A 26917-nucleotide genomic window follows, 5' to 3' on the forward strand; every position below is an offset into this window, starting at 1 on the left:
CTTAAAGCGGTTTGTTGTTTTCATTTGTGCAGCCAGTGGCTGTACCAGTGGAATAACAATGGATTTTTAGGGGGTGGCGTTGAGCGTTACGAGAAGCTGGTTTCGGTTTAAAAGCCTCAGAACAGAGATAGCTTTGGGTTTTACTGCGCTACTGCTACTGACGGCCTCAGTTGCGCTGATTGGCTGGATCAGCCTGGATCGGTTCGCCCGGGGAGTATCCCAGAGTGAATCAATCAATCTATGGGTTAATTCTTTGCTTCAGCTACGTCGCTATGAGCGAGAATACAAGTTAACTGGAGACCCAGCTCAGTTACAATCACTGTCCTCTGCCATTGAACGCCTCCAGACTCAGATAAAAGACACTGGCAGTCAGTTTGACAAGGCTGATGAGGGAGTATTTCTGCGCGATATTCTTGCTGTGACAGACTTATACCGGCAAAGCTTTGAAGCCTATGTGGCACAGCAAACAGTAATGGATGAAGAGCTGGGTAATTCACAAAGAATTATGCAGCGTTTGGAGTCCATAACAGACGAATTTGCCAACCATAGCGCCGGTCAATACCATTTTAAGAAGCAGCATCTGGAGGAACTCTGGTCACTGTTTTTGAGAGATATGGACGAAATCGAGTTAATACGTTCATTTGAAGAAACAGCCAGTCGTATTGAGCGACGTTTAACTCAGCCATCCAAGGTAACGAATGCTCAGCAGGCTTCTAATGCTGAGTTGAGTGCGCATATGGCCGGGATAGCAGAAACATTGGTTGACACTGCAAATAAGGCTTCTGTTGAACGCATCTATAGGCAGTTCCAGGACTTGACTCATGATCAGCAGCGAATGTTGCAGGCCGTGAATCAAACCTCTTCAGACAACATTACCGGTTGGATACATCACTTTACTGGACTCAGTAGTCTTATCCAGCAACGAATGTCCAACCTGGAAAGGCAAGCCATTACTCACCGACTTCGGTACGACGTGGCCCAAGGGCAGCTGAGTCGCGCAAAAATTATGACAGAAGCGGCCAGACAGCTTCAGATCTGGCTTGGCAAATTGCGTGAGCAAGAAAAACAGTTTCTGCTATTGTCTTCAAATGACAACGCAGCCTTAGTGAGAAACCGTGTATTTCAGATGGAGCTTTCTGCTCAGGATATCTATTCTCAGCTTATAGACAAGACGGACAGAGGAGCGCTTGAGGAAATCGCGGGTTTATTGACAGAATACGGGCGACTGTTTGACGAAATAGTTTTTATTCAGGAGAAGTTACGGCTCTCAGATCAGGATATGAGCGGTGCTATCAATGAATTGCAATCGATCAGCTCTGTGGCTGCCAAAAAGCGGATTGAGGAGCTAAAAATCTGGCAACTTAAAGCAAACCAGCAGATGGTAGTAGGCTCCCTGATTGCAATAGCAACGGCTGTGCTACTGGCTTTGCTGATTGGGCGAAGGCTGAGCCTGCCGATTACCAATATTACCCAAACAATCTCTAGAGTAGCTGAAGGCGAGCATGAAGTTCAGACTCCAGGATTAGATCGGTCAGACGAAATAGGCAAAATGGCTGCAGCGGTAGAGGTTTTTAAACAAACCCTGGTCAGAGCCATTCAGCTTCAGGCGCAACAGGCAGAGGAAAATAAAGGACGACGTAAAGCTGAGGCTGAAGTTCGTGAGCTTAATACTGATTTGGAGAACAGGGTGGCTCATCGTACTCAGCAACTGGAAAAGGCAAACTTAGAACTTGAGAAAGCTTTAGATACTTTAACCAAAGCTCAGGAGCAGCTTGTTGAGTCAGAGAAAATGGCCTCGTTAGCAGGCCTGGTTGCGGGTGTTTCTCATGAGTTAAATACTCCAGTGGGGAATTGTATTACAGCAAACTCTCTGATGAATGATCAGCTACGGGAATTAAAACGAGCCTACGATGACGGAGTTCTTTCCAGGGACCATATTGTTGGTTTTATTGACAACGGAATGGAGGTTGGAGGGCTGATTAGTGAAAACCTGACGCGAACAGCGTCTCTTGTCGCTATGTTCAAAAAGCTGGCGATGGAGTCGAATCAGGACGAATCCTGTCGATATCAGTTGGCAGAAGTTTTTGAAAACTGCCTGCTCAGCCTGAATCATAGTATTGAGTCTGCAGGGCTGCATATGGATATGCACTGTGATCCCGGAATCATACTGGAAGGTTATCCCAGTGACTTATTTCATATAATAAGTAATCTGGTTAATAACTCCATCACCCATGCCTACTCTGGGCGGAGCGACGGAGTTCTGAAATTGAAATCTGAGTTAACAAAAGCTGAAGTGGTTATTCGGTATTCTGATGACGGTGCTGGTATGACTAAGGATCAGCAGGAAAAAATATTTGAGCCGTTCTATACAACTCGCAGAGGATCTGGAGGGACCGGGCTTGGGATGCATCTGGTTTATAATCTGGTCAGTCAACGACTAAAAGGGCAGATCAGGTGTTGCAGTGAACCTGGCAAGGGAACTGAATTTGTGATCAAAGTGCCGGTCAGTTAAACGGGATATGCAAACTGCCAAATTCGTGCTTATACTTGCATCAAGAGCATAATTACGTAGAATCGGGATGGTGAATCTAAGTTCATCCCTCCTTTGTTGTAGGTGCAAATGTTGTCGGTGCAAAAGGCTGCAACTACAACAACCTGTAATTGCAGTGATTTGTAATTACATACGTCGTGATTACATGCATTGTAATTGTATAGATTGTGATTATACAGCAGTAGCCGCGACTAGTGATGTAGGTAACTAGCAGGAATATAGCTGGTTCTATAGAAATCTGTGTTTTATATATCTGTCTTTTATATATAAGTGTTGTAATAGCTATGCCCGCCACTATTAAATTATTATTGCAAGAAGACGCCTTACAGCAGGCCTGTAAAGATCTTTCAGTTTCTGAGCTGGAATCAATTTATCAGCACCTGCAAGAGCTTATCACAGAACGCCAGGAAGCCGACTCTGCCGCAGAACTCAAGCGTAAGGGCGAGCGTACTCTGGATGATATGCGTGGATTGATGGCGAAGGCCGGAATATCCATGCAGGAATTTCAAGCAGCGTTGGATGGTAACTAGTTTTGTATTGCTTCGTTATTTTGATTCGGAGCTTTTAGGCTAACACGCTTTCCAGACTCACTGTTGAGAATTGCCAGTTCGATTATTTTTATTTCTGTAAGAGCATCATCGGCTGAAACGGGATTTCTTCCACCGTTTCTGATTGCCTCGTGTATTGCTAAGAAGTGTTCTTGGCAGCATCCGTTACAGGTGGGGATTGCTTCGTTCCCGCTCGGGTCATAAAGGATAGATGAAATGTTTCGCTACCGTTTGCACACGACTGCCTTGGTAAGGTTGTATCAATCAGCACGGGATTGAAGTCTTCGTGATTATGTTTGGCTTAAAGAGTCGCTTCGTATCACGCAGCCCATTTGATGTTCTGTTCCCGGAGCTATGGTTACTTTGTTAGTTAGAGCGTTACTGGTTTCCAGGCAAAGCATATGCTTGTATCCGGAGCCTTCAAAATCACTCATTGCTTGCGCTTTCTCTTTGCCGGGATTCCAGATAACTGTTGATAGACTTCCTGATTTGGAAATAGAGATATTGCGACGGTTGGCAGTGTCTGAGATGCGAGTTGTTTTATCGGTGTTAATATAAACCCTGTCTGTTTCTCCTTTCACATGGATTTCGCCTGTTTGATTTTTGTTCTTTAGGTCGTCAACTTTATCAAAATAGGACTGATCTTCCAGACCCGTCACGGCTGTTTGATCGATATCTCCAACTGCAAAATAACTGTGCAATGCTTCTGTAATGGCCAGATTTGATGTGCCGGTATTTCGAGTAGTCAGTTTGAGGCTTAACTGATGGTTGAGGCAGACTTCGAGTTCAAGAGAAAAAGAGTAGGGCCATAGTGTCCGGGTTTGCTGATTATCGGTCAGTGCAAGCCTTAATATTGTTTCATCTTTATTTCCATGACTGTCTGAAACGGTCCACTGACTGGTGCGAGCAAAGCCATGGGCTGGCAGGGAGGTGTTGTCTGGATGATCACCGAACCATGGCCAGCAGATAGGGATTCCTCCCCTTATTGGTTTACCCTGCTGGTAATTGCTTTTTTGGCTTAGCCAAAGCACTTTTTTTTGCCCGCTTGGGTTGTACTCCAATACCTGGGCTCCCTGTAAGCTTAGTGAAAGGTTTCCATGATCATTATTCATTCGGATCATGATTAAGTTGTCGGGACCACGGAAAAAATTGATGTGGCTGTGGATACCGAACTCTTGGTTCATACGGGTAATGTCGTTCATAGCCAGGGAAGCCTTCAGGGTGGGCGCAATAGTAATGGCAGTGCGTTACTGCAAAATTTGTAATTAAATTACATTGTAAGTCGAGCTGTATCAAGGCAATTTTTACCTGTTTGTTCCCTTGATTGTTTCTGTTGTTCATCGTCAGAATTACTTAATTCATAGACAAGATACTGATATAAAGGGAATAATTTGCTTGTTTGACTGTGGTTTCTAGTTTTCTTCCACGTGCTGCTTTCCTGCGGTGAGTGGTTTGGGGTTGCTGAGGTCTCTTTTCATGCAATCAGGATAATATGTTTGTTAAAATTACAGTTTGTGATTTACATTTTGCGATTTACACCATTATAATGGTGAAATACGTCATAAAATTACATTTTGATCGTTCTTCCGACGGCATATATTTCATAAAGCTTGTTGTTCGAAAGAAACTAAGTAAGCCTTGTTTGCCGATTAAGTGTTGTCTGCCAGAATTATTGTAGTACATGCACGCGTCGTATCGTGCTTATTAAGACTCGTAAAAATTAAGAATCACCGTCCGCTCGAAAGAACAGGAGCCCTATAATGACTACACACATTCCAGATTGCCCGAGTGACTTTTTACTGTTCGGCGCGAAGGGCGACTTGTCTATGCGTAAGTTGTTTCCAGCTTTATATCATCTTCACAAAGAAGGGTTGCTGGATCCTGCCACTCGAATTACCGGGGTTGCGCGAGTGGAAGAGTCATCAGAGCAGTTTATTGCATCAGTAAAGGCTAGCGTGAAGCAGTTTGTTCCAGAGAACCAGTTTAACGAAAAAACCTGGGGAGCATTCAGCGAAAGACTGCATTATCTCAAGGTTGATTTTTCCAAGGCGAAGGATTTCTCCGTGATCAGTGATTTTGTTGATCATGAATCGCGAGTCATGGTCAACTATTTGGCGACACCGCCGGCAGTCTACGGTGATATCTGCAAACACCTTAAGGCTGCCAATGCCCTTGCTGAAAGTACTCGTATTATCTTGGAAAAGCCTATCGGCCATGATCTGGAAAGTTCTAAGGTCATCAATGATACGGTGAGTCAGTACTTTGCAGAAGAACGTATTTATCGAATTGATCACTACCTGGGTAAGGAAACGGTACAAAACCTGATAGCACTGCGTTTTGCCAACAATCTGTTCGGGGCTCAATGGAATCAGAACTTTATTGATCATGTGCAGATCACCGTTGCGGAAACCGTTGGCATCGAAGGGCGTTGGAGCTACTACGACAAAGTGGGTCAGATGCGGGACATGGTGCAAAATCATCTGCTGCAATTACTGTGCATGGTTGCGATGGACCCTCCCAGCCAGCTGACAGCCGATGGCATACGAGATGAAAAGCTCAAGGTGCTCCGGGCTTTACGCCCTATAACCCAAGAGAAACTGGCTAAAAATGCGGTACGAGGTCAATACACAGCCGGAGCAGTGAGGGGAACTTCCTGTCCGGGGTATCTGGATGAGGATGGTGGTAAAGGCGGCAGTAATACCGAAACCTTTGTCGCCTTGCGCACCAAGATTGATAATTGGCGTTGGGCCGGAGTACCGTTTTACCTGCGTACCGGCAAGCGTATGCCACAGAAAATGTCAGAGATTGTGATTTTCTACCGTAATCAGCCTCACTATATTTTCGACCCGAAGCAGAAAGCAATGGTACACAATAAACTGGTGATTCGATTGCAACCGGATGAAGGCATTAAGCTTCAGGTGGTTACTAAAGAACAGAGTCTTGATCGTGGCATGGCTCTGCAGTCTCGTGCACTGAATCTGAACTTTTCGGACGATGATAAGGATCGTCGCATACCTGATGCCTATGAGAGACTGCTGTTAGAGGCATTGAAAGGCAACCAGTCGCTTTTCGTTCGTCGGGATGAGATTGAAGCCTCCTGGACCTGGTGTGACAAACTGATGCAAGCCTGGGATGAGTCTCATGATGAGGTAAAGGGATACTCTGCAGGTACCTGGGGGCCGATAGGTTCTATCGCTTTGATTGAACGGGATGGTCGTTCCTGGCACGAGTAAGAAAAGGACAGATAGGTGAATAAGATAATTTCCAAACAAACCTTTGTTAAGACAAACGAGTTAATGCCCATCGTTGTTAGATTCGGAAACCGAGCGATGCTGGAAGAGCATCTGTGCCAGCAGATTGTTGGATTGCTACGCAGCAGTATTGATACAAAGGGTGAAGCATCTCTGGCTGTCTCCGGTGGACGCACGCCGACAGCTCTGTTTCAACAGTTATCCGAACAGTCTCTGGATTGGAGTAAAGTAACTATTGTTTTGGTAGATGAGCGCTGGGTTGATGCTGATCATGAAGACAGCAATGAGCGTCTGGTGCGCTTAAATCTGTTACAGAACCAGGCGGTAAAGGCGCGATTGATTGGCCTGAAAACCGCTGCATCAGGTGCGCTGGAAGGAATGGATGAATTAACGGAAAAACTGGCCTCGCTTCCCCCTGTGCTTGATGCTGTGATTTTGGGTATGGGGGAAGACGGACACACTGCATCTTTCTTTCCGAAGGCACAGGAATTGAGTCAGGCTCTGGATCTTCAAAGCACTCGATCATGCCAATCCGTTACGCCGGTTGATGCTCCCCATCAGCGTATGACATTAACGTTACCACGCTTGCTGGCGAGTCAGCGGATATTCTTACACTTATGCGGCGAAGGAAAGTTGCCGGTTCTGGAAAAGGCGATGAAAGCAGGTGAGGTGGAAGATATGCCTGTCCGTTCCGTTTTACGTCAAAAGAATACCCCTGTAGAAATTTGTTGGGCGCCATGATCTAAGATGAAAAATAACGACTCTAAGGCGACAGACTTAAGGTCGAGAGTGGTGGCTCCGGATCAATATAGATTCTTCGATGAATAGAATGGGGCTGGAGCCACTGAAAAAAGTCTGAGAAAATGCCAGTACCGGAGGTAACCGTTAACCAGGTACTTGAAAACAGCAGATCCAAGCGGCTTGTGTTGAGGGGATCTTTAATTATTTTCCTGACTCTATAGCAGTAAAAAATTGTATAGAATAGGTCGCTTAAGTAGATCTGACTGTTGTTCGAAGGTTGTTGCTGTACGCGGCTTTCCGAACTTAGTTAGAATAATCAACAACGGTAACTGTCTTAGCTGCTGCTTAGGAATACTGTATGACCCTGTCAGAGCAGAGTAAGCGTATTCTGGTTGTCGATGACGACCAGCAGATCCGGGAGCTGTTACAGTCCTATCTTGAAAAAAATAACTTTGGCGTTATCGCTCTGGAAGATGGTTCTCAGTTAATGGAGCACCTTCGAAGCCAACCATTTGATCTGGTTATTCTGGATATTATGATGCCTGGAGACGATGGTTTTAGTCTCTGCCGTAAAATCAGGGCGGAGCTTGAAGTCCCTATCATCATGCTTACTGCCTCTGCTGAAGAAACAGATCGTATCATTGGTTTGGAACTGGGGGCGGATGATTATGTTGCCAAACCTTTTAATCCTCGTGAGCTCTTGGCTCGCATAAAAGCAGTGTTGCGTCGTACTCGTGTCCCCAATGCAGAAGCTAAGGGACGCTTTCTGTGTTTTGCTGAATGGCGACTGGATACCGTAAACCGGGATCTTATCAGCAAGGAAGGGTTGGTTCTGCCGCTGAGCGGAGCTGACTACAATTTATTGCTGTTGTTTTTGGAACATCCCAATCAAGTTTTAAGTCGAGATGATCTGTTGAGCTTGACGCGGGGTAGAGAAGCTAACCCCTACGACCGCAGTATTGATGTTCAGTTGAGTCGATTGCGTCAGCGATTGGGAGAAGATGCCAAGACACCTCATATAATCAAAACCGTTCGCGGTGCTGGATACGTTCTGGCAGTGGAAGTGGAGCGGAGCGTTGATTAATCGGATTGATGTCAAGTCCGATAATAAACTGGAAAGCCCCTATCAGACAGTAGATAGGAAATAGTAGATAGAAAATAGGTCCTTATGAACCAGCTCTATCGTTTAATTCCAAAATCGTTAATTGGTCGAATGATGGCCGTGATGGTTTTAGGAGTGTTACTGGCCCAATTGTTCAGTAATGTTATCTGGGTCCAACAACTGGATCGTGAAAAAGAACAGGTCGCTGAGCGAAGTGCATTGGATCTTGCCGAAAGTGTTGCTTCCACAGTGACTTTTTTTAAGGCCCTTCCCAGCGAATACCGTCATATTGTTTTGTCCCAGCTCCGTGATATGGGGGGAACTCGTTTTTTTGTCTCTCTTAATAAAGAGTTGTTGTATATCGAAGACATTGAAGATTCCAAGCTGAAGCAGATAGTGTTGGATAACTTTATCTCGGGATTAAGGAAGCGGCTCGGAAGTCAGGTGGAATTCCAGGTAAGGTTTTCCAAGCCCGAAACGCTCCATGTCTTTAACAACAAAACACTTTTACTTGATCTTCCTCCGCGCTGGGCACAACACAGTTTAATTTATGATCCCCAATCACCACCGATCCTGGTGGCTCAAATTAAAATGGGCGAAAAGGAATGGTTTTATTTGGCTGCACTGTTACCAAAGCCTGATTTGTTGTTGGAGTCAGAGTATTTGCCCGCTAATAGACTACTTTTTTTAGCCTTATTAGTGGTGATTCTGTTGTTGCTGGCAACGTTGGTGGTGCGCTGGCTGAATCGTCCCTTGGCGAAACTGGCTCAGGCAGCAGAGCGATTGGGGCAGGATATTGATCGCCCACCCTTAAAAGAACAGGGCCCGTTGGAAGTTCAGGCTACAGCGAGAGCCTTTAACCGTATGCAAGAACGATTACAGCGCTTTATTGAAGATCGCGAGCGTTTGTTTTCGGCCATTTCTCATGATCTTAAAACTCCTATTACCCGGTTGCGGTTACGGGCGGAAATGCTTGAAGACGATGATCAGCGAGGGAGTTTCAGTCGGGATCTTGAAGATTTGGATCGAATGGTTTCCGGGGCTCTGGAATGTGCCCGGGGGACTGATATTCATGAACCGGTTCAGCCTATTCATATCATGGCACTGCTGGAATCATTGCAGGATGATGCTCAGGTACTGGGACATCGCGTGAAGGTGCTGGGTGAAGTCGGGCCACCCTATTGGGCCAAACCGATGGCGCTTAAACGTTGCCTCAGCAATCTTGTTGATAATGCCATATTCTATGGTCAGGAAGCGGAAGTCGAGGTAAAAAACAGCCCGGAAGTATTGGAGTTTTTTATCAGGGATCAGGGGCCGGGTATACCGGATGGAGCTTTGGAGCAAGTCTTTGAGCCCTACTATAGAGTAGAAGAATCACGTAACCGAAACACTGGTGGTACTGGCCTGGGCTTGAGCATTGCCCGAAATATCGTTCATGCGCATGGTGGCGATCTGGTATTGCATAATCGTGAAAACGGAGGCTTGGAAGTTCATATCACTCTTCCCAGGCATTGATCCGGGTATGAATGTTGCGTTCCAGAATCATAGCTGTTGCTGCTTTCTACTGATCATTCCTCGTCGTTATTGATCCCCCCGTTGTTATTGACTTTCGTGCCACCAATTATTCTTTCTGGGACTACAGCTGTTGTTATAGAAAGTTGAATATTGGATTTATCCTCTTTCACATTTAACGTCAATTGTTTCTCTCTACCTGTCGAGCTATTGATCAGGGTTATACCTTAGTCTCATGCTGCCACAAGTCTAAAAATAATGACAGGAAGAAACCATGCTGAATATAGTGCTAGCTCCAGCCATCGGCTTGATGAATAAGTTAACTTATTCAAGGAAGTTTACCCTGATAAGCCTTATCTACATTATTCCGTTAGCGGGTCTTGCTTATCTGCAATTGGACGCAGTGCTTACTGATAAACAATTGACTGAGCAGGAATTGAAGGGGTTAAAGCAACTGCGAGTATCCTTTGAGATCAGTAAATTGGCTACTGAATATCGGGATCTAAAAATTATCGCTGGTTCCCAGCTACCCGCCAACAGCCCCCTCGTAAATCGTCTTACTGATGTCAGACAACAGTTGAATGCGTTGTTAAGCGTGCTTGAGCGTCAAAATGTTAGTGCCCAGGTTAAGGATCGGCTGGATCGGATTCATCAGGAGATGTCCAAGCAGATTGTTGGTTCAGTAACAGATCTTGATGCAAAATTTCAGATAAATCATAAAGTTGTTCAAGAAAGTTGGAATCTGACTCGTCTAATCAGTGATCAGACTAACCTTTCCCGGGACAGGGATAGCCATAATTTCATGCTGATGCAGGTGATTTTAGGGGAGTTTGAGACTTTGCTTGAACATCAGGGACAACTGCGCAGCTTTGGTTCCATGGCGTTCAGGCAAGGCGTTGTGAGCGGGATGCTTGAATCCACGCTCAATCGTTTGACTGATGCGTTGGAAAAGGATCAAAACCGTCTGGAATTGGCGCTGATGCCATTTGATTCCTTCAACAACACTGACTTTATTGCTGTGGTCGAGGCCACCAATAACCAAATGAAGCAGAGCATATTGCTATTGGATGAAGAATTAATGATGGCAGATGAGCTTAGTAAACCCTGGGAAACGTTCTATAGCCAGGCATCCACTACAGAACATACCGTTTATCGTTTTATCGACAGTTCACTTGATCTTATAAAACAGCAGTTGCTTAAGCGAAGCGAGCTTCAACAAAGGCAGTTCAGCTGGCTTTTGGCTGGAGCCCTTATTGTTTTTCTGGTCTCCAGTTATTTGATGATGGGCTTTGTTATGTCTGTTCGCCAGAGCATTCAAGCTATTCTGAATTCGGCCCATTCATTGTCGCAGGGGGATCTGACCACCCAGGTTTATCTGGAAAATACTGATGAATTAGGGCAGCTTGCATCTGCTTTTAATCAGATGTCTGCTCGAATTCATGATTTGATAGGTGAGGTCAGTGCCACGACGGCTTCTGTCAGCAACCAGGCAGATGGTGTCGGTTTGATTGCACAACAGAGCAGTAATGTGGTGGAGTCTCAGCGACGCGATACGGAGCAGGTAGCCACGGCGATTACTGAAATGGTCGCCAGTGTCGAGAATGTTGCACGCAATACTCAGGATGCATCTGAGCAATCTGGTCGAGTGGATGAAGAAGTGGTTCGGGGGCAACAACTGGTCAACAACACGTTAAATGATATTCAATGCCTTTCCCAGGACATAGACCACTCTATGGAGGTAATCAATCGACTGGCCAAAGACAGTGACAGTATCAGTCAGGTTCTGAACGTGATCAAGAGTGTTGCTGAACAGACCAATCTGCTGGCGCTTAATGCGGCCATAGAAGCCGCTCGTGCCGGAGAGCAGGGGCGGGGATTTGCCGTGGTTGCTGATGAGGTGCGGACGTTGGCGCAGCGCACTCAGGAGTCTACCGCTGAAATTGAGAGCATGATTACCAGCCTGCAAACAGGTGTGAAGGATGCTGTGAATGCGATGCGAGTCAGTCACGAAAATGTGGGTAGAACAGTGACTCAATCGGCTCAGGTCGGCGAGTCGTTGGGACAGGTGACAGAGGCTATCGCTTCCATCGTTGAGATCAACACCCGAATTGCAAGTGCCGCAGAGCAGCAAGCTGTTGTTGCAAATGAGATTGATCGTAAGATAGTGGCGATCAATTCAGTCGGAGATCGGACAGCAGCGGATGCCCGCAGCACAGTTGATGCCTGCCAAAGTATGTCTGCACAGACCGAGCGGTTAAAAGGGGTGATGTCGACGTTCAGGGTTTAGGTCGTATAGAGCGGTAAATAGGGTTATCAGGTATTTCCAGAATAAGTTAACTCTACCTGTTTACGATATTCACTGGGAGAGCTGTAATTCCAACGGCGAAAAGCCCGGGTAAAGCTACCTACTTTGGTGAATCCCAGCCGGTAGCTTATTTCACTAATCGATAGATGGGATTGTTGCAGATACTGGCATGCCAGTTCTTGACGAAGTTGATCGAGAATCTCCTGGTAACTGGTGCCTGCCTGTTGCAGTTTTCGTTGTAAGTTGCGCTGACTGAGGTGCAATTCAGTAGCTATCTGTGCCTGATCCGGGATTTTATGTCCCAGGGTTTCCAGTAATCTAAGATAGACCCGGTTGACGATATCATGTCGATCCAGACGAGCCAGATATTCCTGTATCAAACGGTCATTGAGCATCGCCAGTTCGGCGTTGGCCGTTAATAGAGGTGTCAGCAGGGTGTTTTTATCGAGTATAAGCTGATTGTCTTCGGCGCCGAACTCCACCGCGCTGCGGAACAGGCGTTCAAAGCCCTCTGGGTTTTTTGGCTTTGATCGGCACAAGCGAACCTGTTTGGGTTGAAAATTACCATCTGATAAATGACGACAAGTGAGAACGGTTGTTGCTGCGATAGCATCCATATCTGTGTCACAGAATAAGGGGCGGTAGGCTTCGGGAAAACGCATGGCAACAATGATCAGGTCAGCTTGCTCCTGCATTTCGATTTCCCAGGCAGTATGGAACATACGGTGATAGCGAATTAAGCGTTCAAAACTTTCCTTCATGCACCCGCTGGCCCAAATCGAAATTCCCAAGGCATGCCAGGAGGTAGGGCGCACGTACTTGGAAACCGTGAGCCCAAAGTTTTCATCGCCACTGGCCTCAACTGCCAGTCGTAAAACACGACTTATTCTGGTGACCGGAAATCGGCTGTTAGTATCCAACGCTTTTGACAAGCTAATGCCACATCTCTTAAACAGCGCCTCACTGTCAAGGTCGTAGTGCTCCAGAGCGCGGGAGATGGCCACCGCCCAACCTCCGATAACTGTTCCTTCTTGCCACTGAATCTGCATCTTTTCACCGTTTATCAACCGTTTCACAACCAGAAACTTACCCATATACGCCATATGCTTCACTTTAAGCGAAAGCTGCTTGATACGGGTAAACCCTAATAGCATGCTCTCGATATAGCAAGAAAACAACTCTGGATAAAAAAACAGCCTGAAGATAAGGCAGCCATAAAATAGGCTGGCCGCGCAACTATAAGTGGCAAAAGCAGGTGAATGACTTAAACCCAAGTGGATGACTTAAAAACCACACCCCAGCGGGCAATAAACGAATATGGCTAGGGCAATTCAACGAATTAGTCCTTGATCGAGACTGAATTATCTGGAGATCAGCAAATGATTTATGTTGGAAAAACACTAACTCTGAGTAAAGACAATCTCGGCATTGCTGAATTGATCTTTGACCGAAAGGATAGCTCAGTCAATAAACTTGATAGCTTAACACTGCATGAGCTTCATGACGCGGTAGGAAACCTGCAGCAGGAGCAGGGGGTGAGAGGTTTGCTGCTTCGTAGCGCTAAACCTTCTTTTATTGTTGGCGCGGATGTGACCGAATTTCCCGATATCTTTAAGCTGGATAGCTATGCCCTCAAAGCGTGGTTACGTCAGACCCATCGGACACTAAATGCTATTGAGCAGTTACCCTATCCCACTGTGGCTGCGATAAGCGGTATGGCTCTGGGGGGAGGGTTCGAAGTAACGCTGAGCTGTGATTACCGTTTGATCACCGAGGAAGGCTGTGTTGGATTACCGGAACTCAACTTTGGAATCTACCCGGCCTGGGGCGGTTCGGTGAGACTTTCCCGGTTAGTGGGAATAAAAAACAGCCTGGACTGGATTGTTAATGCCCGCCCTGAAAAAGCACAAACTGCACTCGAAGTGGGTGCGGTGGATCGGGTCGTTAGTGCAAAGGACCTTGTGGTGCAAGCCAGGCATTTTTTAATCGATATGATTGAAAATGATCGTGATTACCTGCCTATGCGAACCCGGAAACAGTTAGCCGTGTCTCAACAGGAAAACCCGCAAGAGCTGTTCGACAGGCTATCCAAGATGAGTGAGCATAAATATGGTCGCCATTACCCCGCACCCAAGGTCATTATCGAACTGATTCGTAGCCATTCATCTCTGGACTTTTGTAAGGCTCTTGAGCTGGAAATCGATTCGTTTCCAGCGTTGGCCAATGATTCTGTGGCTCAGAGTTTGATAGGACTTTTTCTTAACGATCAATTGCTGAAACGCCAGGCGCGGAAATATGTTTTCGATGCCGTTCCGGTGAAAAAATCGGCGCTGCTTGGTGCAGGTATTATGGGAGGTGGTATTGCTTTCCAGTCCGCCAGTACCGGTACGCCGATTCTGATGAAGGACATCAATGGCAAGGCACTGGAAATGGGATTGCAACAAGCTGATAACCTGCTTTCCAGGCTGGTTGATAAAGGCCGTATAAGTGCAGAAGCGAAAGCGCAAGCTCTGTCTTCTATTGACCTGACTCTGGACTATGAGGACTTTGTCGATATTGACCTGGTTGCCGAAGCCGTGGTGGAAAGTGCGGAAACTAAGGCTTCTGTACTGGCAGAAACAGAGCAGCAGGTATCCGCTGAAGCTGTGCTGACGTCCAATACCTCCACAATATCTATCGATCATCTGGCTACATTTCTCCAGCGACCTCAAAACTTTTGTGGGATGCACTTTTTTAACCCTGTCTCACGGATGCCTTTAGTGGAAATTGTTCGTGGAGCCCAGAGTTCTGATCGGACCATTGCAACAACGGTGGCCTATGCCTGCTCATTAGGAAAAACGCCGATTGTAGTCAATGACTGTCCGGGATTCTTGGTTAATCGAATTCTGTTTCCCTACTTCAATGGTTTTAATCGGTTGTTGATGGACGGGGTGGATTTTCAGCGTATTGACCGGGTGATGGAAAGCTTCGGCTGGCCAATGGGACCGGCACATTTACTGGATGTGGTGGGTATTGATACCGCCGTTCATGCTGATGGTGTCATGGCATCAGGGTTCCCGAAGCGAATGGGCCATCAACATAGAACAGTGATTGAGGCGTTGCTGACAGAAAATCGCCTTGGACAAAAAAACCGACAAGGCTTCTATAACTACGAAGTTGATAAACAGGGAAATCGCACAAAAACTGCTGAAGATCGAGTCTATGAAATGATTGAAAGCATGATTACAAGCGCACCCGATTTTGATAGTCAATCCTTTGCTGACAACGAAATCAGCGACGCAGAGATTGTTGATCGGTTGATGATACCTATGTGTCTTGAAGCAGTGCGATGTCTGGAAGAAGGGATCGCAGAGACTGCCGCCGAAGTCGATATGGGACTCGTACTGGGTCTCGGTTTTCCTCGTTTCCACGGTGGCCCACTACGTTACATAGATAACCAGGGGATGCAGGCATTTTGTGCCTTGGTAGAAAAATACCAGCATCATGGGCCGCTTTATCAGTTAACCCCGGGGATGAACATTGATCCTCAGCGACAATTTTTTGATTGATAGCAACAACGGCCCTTTAACATGGACTGCTAAGCCTGTATTTGGATAACGACTAAGTATTTGAGATATCAACAAAATAAGAGATAGATAGTATGCCTGAATATAATGCTCCCCTGCGAGACATTCGTTTTGCGCTGAATGAGTTGCTGGACTTTGAAAATCACTATGCAAGCCTTTCTGGCTGCGAAGAGGTTAGCCCGGATTTGGTCGATGCTATCCTCGAGGAAGGTGCCAAATTCAGCACTCAGGTGTTATCTCCTCTCAATCAATCCGGTGACCTGCAGGGCTGTCAACTCAGCAACGGCTCTGTGATCACGCCAGATGGTTTTAAAGAGGCCTATCAGCAATATAGAGAAGGGGGTTGGCCTTCGTTAGCTCAGACTCCGGAGTTTGGCGGACAAGGGCTGCCTGAATCCCTGGGGGCTGTTATCTCTGAATTGAATGGCAGTGCCAACTGGTCATGGACTATGTACCCAGGGCTGAGCCATGGCGCGATGGCTACCCTGGAAGCCCATGGTACTGCAGAACAGCAGGCGATGTTTCTACCCAAACTTATTGAAGGGGCCTGGACAGGGACCATGTGCCTAACTGAACCTCATTGTGGTTCTGATCTGTCGTTACTGCGAACCAAGGCTGAGCCCAATGAAGACGGCAGTTACAGTATTTCCGGTACCAAGATCTTTATCTCGGCAGGTGATCAGGATCTGTCAGAAAATATTGTTCATATTGTTCTTGCTCGGTTGCCTGATGCACCGGCCGGTAATAAGGGGATATCGCTGTTTCTGGTACCTAAGTTCAATATTGATACTGAAGGCAACCTGCTGGAGCGCAATTCTGTTGAGTGTGGTTCTTTGGAGCACAAAATGGGCATTCACGGTAATGTTACCTGTGTCATGAACTTTGATTCAGCTAAAGGGTATCTGATCGGTCCTGCCAATAAGGGCTTGCGCTGCATGTTTACCTTTATGAACAATGCCCGGTTATTTATTGCTCAGCAAGGAGTCTGTCATGCAGAACTTTCCTACCAGGGAGCGTTGAATTACGCCAGAGAGCGCCTGCAAATGCGTTCCTTGAGCGGACCGAAAATGCCGGAAAAGAAAGCAGATCCGATTATTGTTCATCCTGACGTTCGGCGAATGTTACTTACTCAGAAAGCCTTTGCTGAAGGCGGGCGGGCACTAACGTATTTTTGTGCCAAGCAGGTTGATCGTTCCCATAAGGCGGCAGATCTGGCAGATCGTCAGGATGCTGAACAATTGCTGGCGTTATTGATTCCCATTGCCAAAGGTTTTCTGACTGAGGTGGGGGTAGAAGCATCCAGTCTTGGAATTCAGGTCTATGGGGGGCATGGTTTTATCAGAGAATGGGGCATGGAACAGATTATGCGTGACGCCCGCATTGCCCCAATATATGAGGGGACTAATGGGATTCAGGCGTTAGATTTATTGGGACGTAAAGTGCTGGTCTCCAAGGGGGCATTGTTAGAGCGCTTTAGCAGTCAGATCCACGACTATATCGCGGTTCAGAGAGATAAAGGGTCACAGCATCAACAAGCTATGGAGGAATTTCTGGAGCCGTTGTCTGCCAATGTGACGCGATGGCAAAGTCTTAGTCGGGATATTGCTGGCCGGACTGAACGTAATGCAGACGAGATGGGCGCTGCCTGCTTTGACTACCTGATGTATTCTGGTTATACCGTACTGGCCTATTTCTGGGCTCAAGCAGCGACTGTCGCTCATACAGCGCTAGCGGCGGGTAGTGATGATCGGGATTTTTACCAAGCCAAACTGAATACTGCACGCTTTTATTTTCGTCGTATTTTGCCTCGAAATGAGAGTCTGGCGAGGACTCTGGAGGATAGTTCTGAATCATTAATGGCAATGGACGAAGCACAGTTTTAGCTTTTCTGAAACGTTCGCTATGATCCTGACGAAGGAGGCCATCGGCCTCCTTATCACCACCTGACATTTTGCTCATCTTCAGTTGCCCAAGGTATATCCGGTTGATTGTTGAGAAGTGTTTGCCTGGCTGTCTGTCAGACTGCGGTTGGCTTAAGTGGGAACAGTTGGTCGTACGTCCAGTTGTACCCCAAGGCATAAAAAAGGAAGAACAGCATAAAGCCCAGGTCCATCAAGAATGCTTTCCACAGTGACATATTCAGCCCCCAGGCGATAACCACTACACCGACCAGCAGTAGCACCAGCTCAAATCCCAATGCATGTGCCAGGCGTACGCTTAATGGACGTGGGCGAGGCCAGTTCTGAGCATGCTCAACATGATCAAAAATCCAGTTGTAGAGGTAGTTCCAGCCCATCGCTATCAAGCTCAATATCAGGGTTAGCCCACCGATGGATGCTATTGACTGACCTGTTATCCAATGAGCAATCGGTGCGGCAATCAAAACAGCCAAAAATTCGAATAGCAGAGTGTGGCGTAAGCGATCGAGTGGTGTTCTCACAATCCTGTTCCTTGTCTGTAAATTGACCGTCATTTTGCGCTAATATCAGATGAGTTAAAGTTAGTTTCTATCTGATTTGGAGATAGGTATGAGATTTAGTCTGGATCAGCTGCAGGCTTTTGTCGCTGCTTGTGAACAAGGGTCTTTTTCTGCCGCAGCCCGGCAACTTGGTAAGGTACAGTCAGCGGTCAGTACTGCGGTGGCAAATCTGGAGCTGGACTTGGGCCTTGCACTATTTGATCGGTCACGTCGTGAACCTCAAATGACGCCAGCAGCGCAGGCACTATTGCCCCAAGTGCGTGCTTTGTTAGAGCAGGCTAGCGGGTTGCAGGGACATGCAGATGCGATGGTTCTGGGTGAGGAGGGACGGTTGACCCTGGCCGTTGAGGAGTCTCTTATCGGTCCTGAATTGGAATGGATGCTGGTTGAGTTTGAACAGGCCTTCCCGCAACTGGAGCTGGAGCTACTTAACCCTGCTCGAATGGATATTGTCGAGTTGGTAAAGCAGGGGCGTGTGGATATGGGATTACTGGTTTCAACACTGGAGCCGCCGGAAGGATTTCATTTACGTTTAATGGGGGAAATGACGCTGATCGCTGTTGCTGGGCCCAAGCATCCTTTGTCTTCTCGCAAGTCGTTGTTGCTTGAAGACCTACGACCTCATCGTCAATTGGTATTGACGTCGCGTGGCGCGCAAACAAGGGTCAGTGAGCAGGTAGGTCGGCAAGTTTGGCGAATAGAAAGCCAATACGGGCTGTTGGATCTGATAAAGAGGGGTGTCGGATGGGCCTGGGTGCCCCAGCATATGGTTTCGGAAGATATTGTTGCTGGGCGCCTTAGCCGATTAAACTGTGATATGGGGGCAGATCGCTATCATATTCCTGTCGATCTGCTGCTGGCATTTACTTATCTCGAGGGGAAAGCCGGGCAATGGCTGTATCAGAAAATAGGTCAGCTATCGTTTCTTGAGAGTAAGCCGAACTGATTATCCTGTTCGATGATCAGTTAAAGGCTGCTGGTTTGGCACAGCTGATATCAGGTCCGAAAAAATGGCGGCTACAAGGGAGATCAAAACAGCCTAAATAGAGGGTCGTTGTGTGATGCAGGCAGTCCTTTGCCTTTGTTTAAGAAGGCGGTGACTACTGCTGGCGTCTTTTAAGGAAAAACTGTCCAGCCATCTGCTGAAGGCTGGTGGATAGCCCATTGACGGTTTCTCCAACTGAACTGTTGTTTTGTGTCAGTCGGGATAGTTCTTCGGTCAGTTGCGATACTGAGCTGATATTTTGATTGATATCCTCTGCAACGGCACTTTGCTCTTCGACGGCAGCAGCAATCTGCTGGTTCATGTCGGTAATGGTGCCAATAGAGTAGGCTATTTTCTCAATTGACGCCGCAGCCCTCTCAGCGCGTTCTACGCTCTGATCCGTTTGTCCCTGAGCTTCTTTCATGCTGGTTACTGCGGCTCGGGCACCAACTTGCAGCTTCTCTATCATATCCGCTATTTCTGCAGTTGATTTATGCGTACGGTTTGCAAGAGTCCGTACCTCATCGGCCACTACTGCGAATCCACGACCTTGTTCTCCAGCCCGTGCCGCTTCGATAGCAGCATTAAGAGCCAACAGGTTTGTTTGTTCTGCAACCGAACGAATGACATCAACAACAGTGTTGATGGCGTCACTATCCTGTTCCAGTTGCTCAATCACCTTGGAGGATTTATTTACCTCGCCAGCAAGCGCATTGATAGATTCGGTTGTCTGTCTGACCAGTCGGCTACTTTCTCCTGCCTCATCTCGGGCTTCGTTTGCTGCCATTGCTGCTGAACTTGCATTACTGGCGACCTCTTGCACAGTAGCGCTCATTTGGTTGATTGCCGTAGCGACCTGGTCTGTTTGCTGATGCATGGTGACGACATGGTTGCTACTTTGTTCGACTGAATTCAATAACTCGTTGCTTTGAACTGAAAGCTGGTTGGAGTCATCGGAAATACGTCCTACCAGGCCACCGGTTTCAGCACTAAGCATTTTTAAAGCCAGGAGGATTTGTCCTGCTTCATCATTTCGACCTGTGTAAACATGCATAGCTAAAGGATCATCAGAAACGGCTTTCGCTTCATTCAATGCGTGCTGCATGGGCTTCCAGAGCCACCAAAATGCCCCTTGTACAATGACTGCAACAATGATTGGTGCTATAGCCGAAGATATTGGGCTTCCCAGCAGCCAGGAAATGACGAACGCCAGTAGAGCTGACAGCCAAATGGCCGCAGAAACTTTCATCAACAAAGATAGAGGTTTTTTACTGATGAAGCTGGGAATCGACCCCTTTTTCAAGCGAGCATATAATTTTTCAGCACGGTCAACACAGTCCCGGTGGGGCTTGACCCTGACGGACTGGAATTCAACATTTTTTCCATCTTTCTGGATTGGTGTCGCATAAGCGTCAACCCAATAGTGATCACCGTTCTTGCATCTGTTTTTTACCAACCCCATCCAGGATCGTCCTGATTTTAAGCATTGCCAAAGCATCTCGAATGCGGCCGGTGGCATGTCAGGATGACGAACGATATTGTGAGGTTGTCCCTTCATTTCTTCCAGATTGAACCCAGCGGCATCTGAAAAATCGGCGTTTGCGTATTTAATCTTGCCCTTGAGATCAGTGGTTGAAAGTAAATTGGCGTTGTTGTCGTAGAGGTGTTCCTTACCAGTGACTGGGGAATTATCGCGCATAAAAGAGATACTCCAAGGGTTAGGCAGGACGTATCCGTCGTCTAATAAATTCGCATGTACATCCTTACTTTGCGACTTGGACAGATTATTAATTATAATAGTAAAAATGAAAAAAGTGAAAAAAACGATTCGATTAGCAAGTGATGATAAGTATAGACCAAAGAAAGCAAATTAGAAGTGTCTATAAGTCAAAGATTATTATAGGAATGTTTATCTCTCGCTATACCGTTGGGAGTGATAATTGCCAGGAGTCAATCATGTGGGTGATATTTGCAAATAGTTATCATCAGACGCCAATTAACGACCCTTTGGCGCTCAGTGGTTGCCAGCACTATTGAAGATGCTGCATATTAATACATGGGATTAAGAACAAGAATGAATTAGAGGGAACAGCCATGGTGAATACTAAAATCCTTGAGCCTGCTCAGGGGGCTTATGACTACCCGCTGCTTATTAAGAATCTTCTGTTATCTGGCCGGCGGTACGAACCAGGGCGTGAAATTGTCTATGCTGACAAGCTTCGCTACGATTATGTAACGCTTAATCAGCGAATCTGTCGTTTGGCTAATACGCTCAGTGCTGCCGGAATCAAAGCGGGTGACACCGTTGCTGTATTGGACTGGGATAGCCATCGGTACCTGGAGTGTTTCTTCGCTGTGCCTATGCTTGGAGCGGTACTGCACACGGTGAATATTCGCCTTTCTCCAGATCAAATTATTTACACCATGAATCACGCTGAAGATGATCTGGTAATGGTTCATGATGATTTTCTACCTTTAATGGAACAGGTGCATTCGGAGTTGGAGACCGTGAAAAACTATATCCAACTGACTGATCACCAAGCAACTTCCACGCAGTTACCGACAGTTGGGGAATACGAATCGCTGCTGAGCGCCTGTTCGACAGACTGTGAATTTCCTGATTTTGATGAAAATTCGGTGGCGACTACTTTTTATACCACCGGGACTACCGGTAATCCGAAAGGTGTTTACTTCAGTCATCGGCAATTGGTACTTCACACACTCAACATGGTGGGTTCCCTTGGGGTCTATGAAGGAATGCCTTTACTGCGTTCTGAAGATGTTTATATGCCGATTACACCGATGTTTCACGTTCATGCCTGGGGAGTACCTTATGCGGCAACGTTGATGGGTGTTAAACAGGTCTATCCTGGACGATATGAACCTAATCTACTGGCTCAGTTGATCAACAAGGAAAAGGTTACCTTTTCCCATTGTGTACCGACCATCCTGCAAATGCTCCTGGGGTGTGATGAAGCCAAAAATACCGATTTTAAAGGCTGGAAGCTGCTTCTGGGGGGAAGTGCCTTAACTCAGGGGCTGGCCAGCGCTGCAGCTGAATCAGGCATTGAGGTTTACTCCGCTTATGGTATGTCTGAGACCTGTCCGCTGCTCACTGTATCCTATCTGAGAGAAGAAGATCGGGCATTACCTATGATGGAGCAGATGTCTGAACGTACCAAGACTGGTACTGCTGTACCCATGGTTGATCTTCGAATAGTCGATCCTGATGGAAATCCGATGCCACATGATGGTGAGGCGGTTGGAGAAATTGTAGTGCGTACTCCCTGGTTAACGCAGAGCTATCTAAAGGAACCCGACAAGGGGGCGGAATTATGGAAAGGGGGCTGGTTGCACACGGGAGATGTTGCATCTATTGATGAACGTGGTGTGGTCGAAATTAAAGATCGAATAAAAGATGTAATCAAGACTGGCGGGGAATGGCTTTCGTCCCTGGAACTGGAGAATTTGATCAGTCAGCATCCGGCCGTGGCGGCTGTAGCGGTTGTGGGCATTGAAGACGAACAATGGGGGGAGCGTCCGATGGCTATGATTGTGCTGAGAGAGGAGGTGGTGGAGCTGGATGAGTTATCCCTTCAGACTCACATGATGCGATATGTAGAAGAGGGACGCATCAACAAGTGGGCTATTCCGAAGCAGATAGAGGTGGTGACTGATATCCCTAAAACAAGTGTTGGAAAAATTGACAAAAAGTTAATTCGGAAGATGTTGAGTTAGAAAGACTCCGTATTTGATTTCTATCTTTCAGATTTTAAAATAATTATGTCGATAATCAGCCAAAGCGCCGGTAGTTTCTGGAACGCTTTGGCTGACCCCTGTACAGGTTTTGTGGGGCCTGCAGACAGGTTTGTGTGATTGGATTTGTCCGGGCTGAAACGGGTGCTTACCAAAATAATTCGGAATGCTCAGGTATTAATGAAGCTGGTCATCAATCAGGCTTTCTTCGTTCATCAGCATGACCCCATAGGTGTGGTCGAGGTACATCTGTAGTTCCCACAAGGTTTCGAAGTCTTTGGATTCACCGTTGTAGATTACTTTCAGCGTATCACAATCCCACCCCAGTACATTTTCATTCAAATTGAGTGTTTGCATTTTTCCCTCCTCGTCGGTGACGGACAGCTAATCAACATCACTCTATAGATATAAAGATAGACCAATTGATGTGAGGTCATCAGCAAGAATACTTGAATCTGATGCTCGCAGATGTGTATGTCATTGATATGTATTCCAAGAAAATTTTTTGTCGAGCAATGCCGACCCGTACAAGAGTTTCAACAAGCGTAGCTCGTTTTACACTGAAGTTTCGCCAGACGGCGAGCTTTGAAATCAAGCGGTGATAGTGCCCTATCGGTATTTTTTTACAGAGTAAAAATCAAAATTCGATCACTAGTTTAAAACAGTTGTTTACATTGTTGGCGCAATAATTGATAATTGCTTGCGAAATTTGTTATTAGACAACACAAAGGAATCCAATAGTGCTCAGAATTATATTGCCGACAATTGCCCTATTTTTTGCACTAGTCAGTGCAAACGTAAGCGCTTCATTGATCACCATTGAAGCAAGAGAGATTACTAACACTGTAGATAATACAAATTTCATAACTTCTTGGAGTAGCCAGTCGTCTACTGTAACGACAAACTCTCTCAGCGAATTTGAGCTTTATCAGTCGGGTGGTAACTCTATTAGTCGCCTTACTGTTGACTTCGCTACAGGAGAAAATGGCTCCTGGGGATTTGAGGCAGGCTTAGATGCGGGTTATGGTGCCGCATTTTATTTGGATGGTGTACTCATCGGAAATAGGACTGATAACTTATGGTGGTCCACTGACTGGAGCCATCCTGATGTACTGAGCGTACTTGGAAATAACCTGAACTCTGGTCCTCACAGACTTGAACTTTATTGGGCGGAGAACTGCTGCAATGGTCCGAGTAGTGTACGATTTACTTCAGACGGCACGAGCTGGAATCCCTTATCTATCTCAGGTATTGAGGCTGTAACAACGGTCCCTGAGCCATCTATGGCATGGTTATTAGGTTTGGGTTTAGTAGGCCTTGCCGTTAATCGCCGTAAACAGAAATGAGTTTTAGTCATCAAGTTGCCGCCGAATGTGGTTCTGATGCAAAGCTCTCGGCTCCCTATCGACGTGACAGTACCCCTTTAGGTGTTGCAATAATTATCTGAAATTGCGCTGGTTTTTTAAACTTTCTTTAAGATCAGTGCATTATGTTTTTTTTCAAAAAAGGCGTCTTAAAGCTATCTATCCATAGATGGCAAATAGATGTGAATTTACTTGAACCTAAACCTTTTCCTGAGGGGCGTTGAGCCAACAGAATGCACCAGTTGGAATTGGTTTCCAGTATAACAGGTCCGTCTTTCGACAAGCCTATATCCCAACCGAGAAAGACATAATCTGCAACCTGCTGGTGTGCACGTTTTATTAATGCAACTGTTTCCTGCCAGTACGGCAGCTTTCTTCCGATGATCGGTGCTCCTGTATCTGGGTGCTGACAATAACTGTCGCCGAGGCATTTTTTGGCTACAGCCATTCCCAGTTCACCTGTTTCCAGATCGATTGGGCTCGCGATTCCTCCCGCAGCAAAATTATCGGCCACACCTTCGCCAACAGGCATTTTGAATGCTGCTCCTATCAGTTCAACGGTTCCGGTCGGGGTAATTCCGGTGATAATACGGCAGGTACCAAAACCTTTGTTAGTCAAGTCGGCGATCTGAGGGTGGTTAACTAGCCGGGGCTGCACCAGATAAGAATCCTTAAGTGATAATTCTCTCAGGTAATGGTTTAGCCTTTTTTTGTCATAGTGGAGTCCGTCAGAGCAAAAGTATTGATTGTTTCCCAACCATTCAAAGCGAAGTACCCCCTGGCCCTGGTAACCTGTATTGGGTTTTACAACAAAATCAGCCTCGGGAAGTGGAATCTCAGCCCCCTTTAAATCGGTGATTTTTCCGTCAGTAATGACTGCAGTATCGTCAACCATGGGGAAATTATGATTGCGCATTCGGCTGCTAAATTGAAGTTTGTCTTCCAGTTCTTCGGAGTTTCTGTACTGGTTGATAAAATTCAGCAGGGCGGAGGATGTATTGCCAAGTAAAAATGATTTCGCTTGTGTCAGTCTGCTGTCGTTGAACAGTTCAAATAGGTAATAAACTTGAGGATTGTTGCAATATAAAAAGGCAATCTTTAACTGATCGATCAGTTGTCTGTAGTAACTAATATGATGATTGACTTTGGTTTTTACTGCATAGCGTTTCATCCCTAGACTGATGATTATCAGTGCCCGTATTGGCCAGATTAGTAGCATGTAAAAGTACATGGCTTGCGATACGTATCGAGCTTTACCCTGGCTCCAGTTCGGATAAAAATACTTTGATGCAATCTGCAACAGTGCATCAAGATCATTTTTCGGTTTGCGCCATAGCCACAAAACAGGTGTACGCCCCCAGGCTATCAAAAAAGGAGAGGTTATTTTGCGAAGAATGTTGATCATCATTAATCTCCCTGACAGACCTGTCGGTCATCGCCAGAAAGCTGATTCTGAGTACCTTTCGCTTAAGCTGTTGTTAAGGCTGACTTCAACTTTCTGGCCAAACCACCGAGTAGCAATCTATCGATATCCTTACTAAGTTGTTTGATTTCAAAACGCCGTACACATCGTTGAACTGCGCTGTGGAGCGCGTTATCGTTGGCGGTTATTGCTGCTTGCTCTATTTGCTTTAGAAAAGACACATCCGCCGGGTCATATAGGCGTTGTTGGGCAAGGGTTGTTAATAGCTTAGCATCCAATGGGGGAAAATTTGGGCTGCTGAGTTTCAGGGCTCGAAGGCCAGCCATTGTTCGTATGCATTTTTCACAGGCACCACAGTTATAGCCTTTGTCTTGCCAGCAAACTCTAAGTATTTCCAGTGCCCCGGAATGTTTTGATAGAAATGTAAGCTTCTCCAGGCGAGTAGCGTCTGCTCCATGATGAATAACGGTGGTGTGAGCGTTACTAAATAAATGATCGGTGATATAGGAAGTCCCTTCAGGTATTAGTTCGGCGTAACTCAATCCCGAAGCGATGTAACATTGGCGGTAACCTCCGGCCATCGCGATGCTTGCAAGTCCTGCTCCATTCCAACTGTTCCAGCCAATCTTATGATGGTGGCCCAAAAAGCGGACATTGGATTCCACAGCAACTAAACTAGCCCCCTGCTGTGCTAAAAAATGGCTATTTGCAGCGTAAGCTTCTGTGTAAAGCTGCTCATTGTCGAGTTGCATATCAATACCTTTTACGAAAAGCAGCTCGTCAATATTGTTTTTTGCTTTGAGAAAAGTATAGGTCCCATCAACACCACCAGAAAAAAATGAGGCTGTTCTTTGGCTACCAACCGGATTACTCAGATTACCGCCGGAGATTTGGATGGGCTTAAGAGATATCCCAAAATGTGGAGCCCAGCATAAAAATATATGCTGGGCTTTTGCCAGATTTTCTAGCAATACCGGGCAAACAGGAACATCTCCAGCTATTTCAATATCTTCCCCTAAAGACATGGCTGGAATAAGTGCAGCGGTAATAAAAGGATCAGCCCTGAGCTCAACAGGTTGTTCTGGAGGGAATTGATACCAAACTTCAAAATCTCCGCAGAATGCAGAGAGGCGTTGTCCCTTATCGGTGTTGCTGGCAGTGAAGCGACTTATCTTCATAAGTAGGTACGTCGTTTTAATTCCAACAGGGTAATCAGCTTAAGCAGCGATATAATTGGTACTCTGATAACAAAGCTTGAGCTTGTCTGATGTTACCACCGTATAGCTAAGGCTCTTTTTAAAACAAGGCCCTTCTTAAAAAATGCTAATGAGCGA

Annotated in this window: 19 protein-coding genes; 12 read left to right on the forward strand and 7 right to left on the reverse strand. The window is 46.3% G+C overall.

The window, feature by feature from the left end:
• Positions 1-79 precede the first annotated feature (79 nt).
• Together BGP75_RS24890 and BGP75_RS24895 are read left to right on the forward strand one after the other, a co-directional pair.
• Positions 80-2512: an ATP-binding protein gene (locus BGP75_RS24890; protein WP_143821184.1), complete on the forward strand. Its 2433-nt coding sequence runs from the start codon at positions 80-82 to the stop codon at positions 2510-2512.
• 323 nt (positions 2513-2835) lie between these two features.
• On the forward strand, positions 2836-3081 hold the full coding sequence (locus tag BGP75_RS24895; RefSeq protein WP_076721603.1) for a hypothetical protein: 246 nt from the start codon (positions 2836-2838) through the stop codon (positions 3079-3081).
• A gap of 308 nt (positions 3082-3389) precedes the next feature.
• Here the strand turns inward: BGP75_RS24895 and BGP75_RS24900 are convergent, their stop codons facing one another.
• Positions 3390-4301 carry a D-hexose-6-phosphate mutarotase gene (locus tag BGP75_RS24900; protein WP_076721604.1) on the reverse strand — a complete coding sequence of 304 codons (912 nt, stop codon included), beginning with the start codon at positions 4299-4301 and terminating at the stop codon, positions 3390-3392.
• Between the two features lie 558 nt (positions 4302-4859).
• On the opposite strand from BGP75_RS24900, the gene zwf reads away from it, so the two are divergent.
• From zwf to BGP75_RS24925, 5 genes are all read left to right on the forward strand, one after another.
• The gene (gene zwf / locus BGP75_RS24905) at positions 4860-6332 is read left to right on the forward strand and encodes a glucose-6-phosphate dehydrogenase (protein WP_076721605.1); all 1473 of its coding nucleotides are present in this window, start codon (positions 4860-4862) and stop codon (positions 6330-6332) included.
• A 15-nt stretch (positions 6333-6347) separates the two neighbouring features.
• Complete coding sequence (gene pgl, locus BGP75_RS24910; RefSeq protein WP_198939534.1) at positions 6348-7091, forward strand: 6-phosphogluconolactonase; 744 nt, start codon at positions 6348-6350, stop codon at positions 7089-7091.
• 358 nt (positions 7092-7449) lie between these two features.
• Positions 7450-8175, forward strand: coding sequence for a response regulator (locus tag BGP75_RS24915; protein WP_076721606.1), 726 nt, complete (start codon positions 7450-7452; stop codon positions 8173-8175).
• An 84-nt stretch (positions 8176-8259) separates the two neighbouring features.
• On the forward strand, positions 8260-9708 hold the full coding sequence (locus BGP75_RS24920) for an ATP-binding protein (RefSeq protein ID WP_076721607.1): 1449 nt from the start codon (positions 8260-8262) through the stop codon (positions 9706-9708).
• A 271-nt stretch (positions 9709-9979) separates the two neighbouring features.
• Positions 9980-11992, forward strand: a complete 2013-nt coding sequence (locus BGP75_RS24925) for a methyl-accepting chemotaxis protein (RefSeq protein ID WP_076721608.1) — start codon at positions 9980-9982, stop codon at positions 11990-11992.
• 26 nt (positions 11993-12018) lie between these two features.
• Here the strand turns inward: BGP75_RS24925 and BGP75_RS24930 are convergent, their stop codons facing one another.
• The gene (locus BGP75_RS24930; RefSeq protein WP_158070175.1) at positions 12019-13113 is read right to left on the reverse strand and encodes an AraC family transcriptional regulator; all 1095 of its coding nucleotides are present in this window, start codon (positions 13111-13113) and stop codon (positions 12019-12021) included.
• A 276-nt stretch (positions 13114-13389) separates the two neighbouring features.
• Between BGP75_RS24930 and fadB the strand changes: the two genes are divergently transcribed.
• Both fadB and BGP75_RS24940 read left to right on the forward strand, forming a co-directional pair.
• A complete protein-coding gene (gene fadB / locus BGP75_RS24935; RefSeq protein ID WP_076721609.1) occupies positions 13390-15558 on the forward strand; it encodes a fatty acid oxidation complex subunit alpha FadB in 2169 nt (722 codons plus the stop codon).
• Positions 15559-15650: 92 nt separating this feature from the next.
• Positions 15651-17459 (forward strand): acyl-CoA dehydrogenase C-terminal domain-containing protein, encoded by a 1809-nt coding sequence (locus BGP75_RS24940; RefSeq protein ID WP_076721610.1) that lies wholly within the window; start codon positions 15651-15653, stop codon positions 17457-17459.
• A gap of 134 nt (positions 17460-17593) precedes the next feature.
• Here BGP75_RS24940 and BGP75_RS24945 read toward each other — a convergent pair whose 3' ends face one another.
• Positions 17594-18016, reverse strand: a complete 423-nt coding sequence (locus BGP75_RS24945; RefSeq protein WP_076721611.1) for a PACE efflux transporter — start codon at positions 18014-18016, stop codon at positions 17594-17596.
• A gap of 88 nt (positions 18017-18104) precedes the next feature.
• Between BGP75_RS24945 and BGP75_RS24950 the strand changes: the two genes are divergently transcribed.
• Positions 18105-19001, forward strand: a complete 897-nt coding sequence (locus BGP75_RS24950) for a LysR family transcriptional regulator (protein ID WP_076721612.1) — start codon at positions 18105-18107, stop codon at positions 18999-19001.
• 154 nt (positions 19002-19155) lie between these two features.
• Here BGP75_RS24950 and BGP75_RS24955 read toward each other — a convergent pair whose 3' ends face one another.
• Positions 19156-20739 carry a PAS domain-containing methyl-accepting chemotaxis protein gene (locus tag BGP75_RS24955; RefSeq protein ID WP_076721613.1) on the reverse strand — a complete coding sequence of 528 codons (1584 nt, stop codon included), beginning with the start codon at positions 20737-20739 and terminating at the stop codon, positions 19156-19158.
• A 395-nt stretch (positions 20740-21134) separates the two neighbouring features.
• On the opposite strand from BGP75_RS24955, the gene BGP75_RS24960 reads away from it, so the two are divergent.
• Entirely contained in the window at positions 21135-22778 is a 1644-nt protein-coding gene (locus BGP75_RS24960; protein WP_076721614.1) for a fatty acid--CoA ligase, read from the forward strand.
• 195 nt (positions 22779-22973) lie between these two features.
• Here BGP75_RS24960 and BGP75_RS24965 read toward each other — a convergent pair whose 3' ends face one another.
• Positions 22974-23153, reverse strand: coding sequence for a hypothetical protein (locus BGP75_RS24965; RefSeq protein WP_076721615.1), 180 nt, complete (start codon positions 23151-23153; stop codon positions 22974-22976).
• A gap of 383 nt (positions 23154-23536) precedes the next feature.
• On the opposite strand from BGP75_RS24965, the gene BGP75_RS24970 reads away from it, so the two are divergent.
• Positions 23537-24142, forward strand: a complete 606-nt coding sequence (locus BGP75_RS24970; RefSeq protein WP_076721616.1) for a CCXG family PEP-CTERM protein — start codon at positions 23537-23539, stop codon at positions 24140-24142.
• Between the two features lie 133 nt (positions 24143-24275).
• Here BGP75_RS24970 and BGP75_RS24975 read toward each other — a convergent pair whose 3' ends face one another.
• Both BGP75_RS24975 and BGP75_RS24980 read right to left on the reverse strand, forming a co-directional pair.
• A complete protein-coding gene (locus BGP75_RS24975; RefSeq protein ID WP_076721617.1) occupies positions 24276-25568 on the reverse strand; it encodes a sugar-transfer associated ATP-grasp domain-containing protein in 1293 nt (430 codons plus the stop codon).
• 59 nt (positions 25569-25627) lie between these two features.
• On the reverse strand, positions 25628-26761 hold the full coding sequence (locus BGP75_RS24980) for a hypothetical protein (protein ID WP_076721618.1): 1134 nt from the start codon (positions 26759-26761) through the stop codon (positions 25628-25630).
• Between the last annotated feature and the right edge of the window lie 156 nt (positions 26762-26917).

Origin of the sequence: Motiliproteus sp. MSK22-1, from assembly GCF_001968815.1 — a bacterium.
Lineage (GTDB): Bacteria > Pseudomonadota > Gammaproteobacteria > Pseudomonadales > Balneatricaceae > Motiliproteus.

Coding starts and splice junctions, on each gene's coding strand:
- BGP75_RS24895 (WP_076721603.1), top strand. CDS start 2,836: ATGCCCGCCACTATTAAATTATTATTGCAAGAAGACGCCTTACAGCAG.
- BGP75_RS24900 (WP_076721604.1), bottom strand. CDS start 4,301: ATGAACGACATTACCCGTATGAACCAAGAGTTCGGTATCCACAGCCAC.
- zwf (WP_076721605.1), top strand. CDS start 4,860: ATGACTACACACATTCCAGATTGCCCGAGTGACTTTTTACTGTTCGGC.
- BGP75_RS24915 (WP_076721606.1), top strand. CDS start 7,450: ATGACCCTGTCAGAGCAGAGTAAGCGTATTCTGGTTGTCGATGACGAC.
- BGP75_RS24920 (WP_076721607.1), top strand. CDS start 8,260: ATGAACCAGCTCTATCGTTTAATTCCAAAATCGTTAATTGGTCGAATG.
- BGP75_RS24925 (WP_076721608.1), top strand. CDS start 9,980: ATGCTGAATATAGTGCTAGCTCCAGCCATCGGCTTGATGAATAAGTTA.
- BGP75_RS24930 (WP_158070175.1), bottom strand. CDS start 13,113: ATGGCGTATATGGGTAAGTTTCTGGTTGTGAAACGGTTGATAAACGGT.
- fadB (WP_076721609.1), top strand. CDS start 13,390: ATGATTTATGTTGGAAAAACACTAACTCTGAGTAAAGACAATCTCGGC.
- BGP75_RS24940 (WP_076721610.1), top strand. CDS start 15,651: ATGCCTGAATATAATGCTCCCCTGCGAGACATTCGTTTTGCGCTGAAT.
- BGP75_RS24950 (WP_076721612.1), top strand. CDS start 18,105: ATGAGATTTAGTCTGGATCAGCTGCAGGCTTTTGTCGCTGCTTGTGAA.
- BGP75_RS24955 (WP_076721613.1), bottom strand. CDS start 20,739: ATGCGCGATAATTCCCCAGTCACTGGTAAGGAACACCTCTACGACAAC.
- BGP75_RS24960 (WP_076721614.1), top strand. CDS start 21,135: ATGGTGAATACTAAAATCCTTGAGCCTGCTCAGGGGGCTTATGACTAC.
- BGP75_RS24965 (WP_076721615.1), bottom strand. CDS start 23,153: ATGCAAACACTCAATTTGAATGAAAATGTACTGGGGTGGGATTGTGAT.
- BGP75_RS24975 (WP_076721617.1), bottom strand. CDS start 25,568: ATGATGATCAACATTCTTCGCAAAATAACCTCTCCTTTTTTGATAGCC.
- BGP75_RS24980 (WP_076721618.1), bottom strand. CDS start 26,761: ATGAAGATAAGTCGCTTCACTGCCAGCAACACCGATAAGGGACAACGC.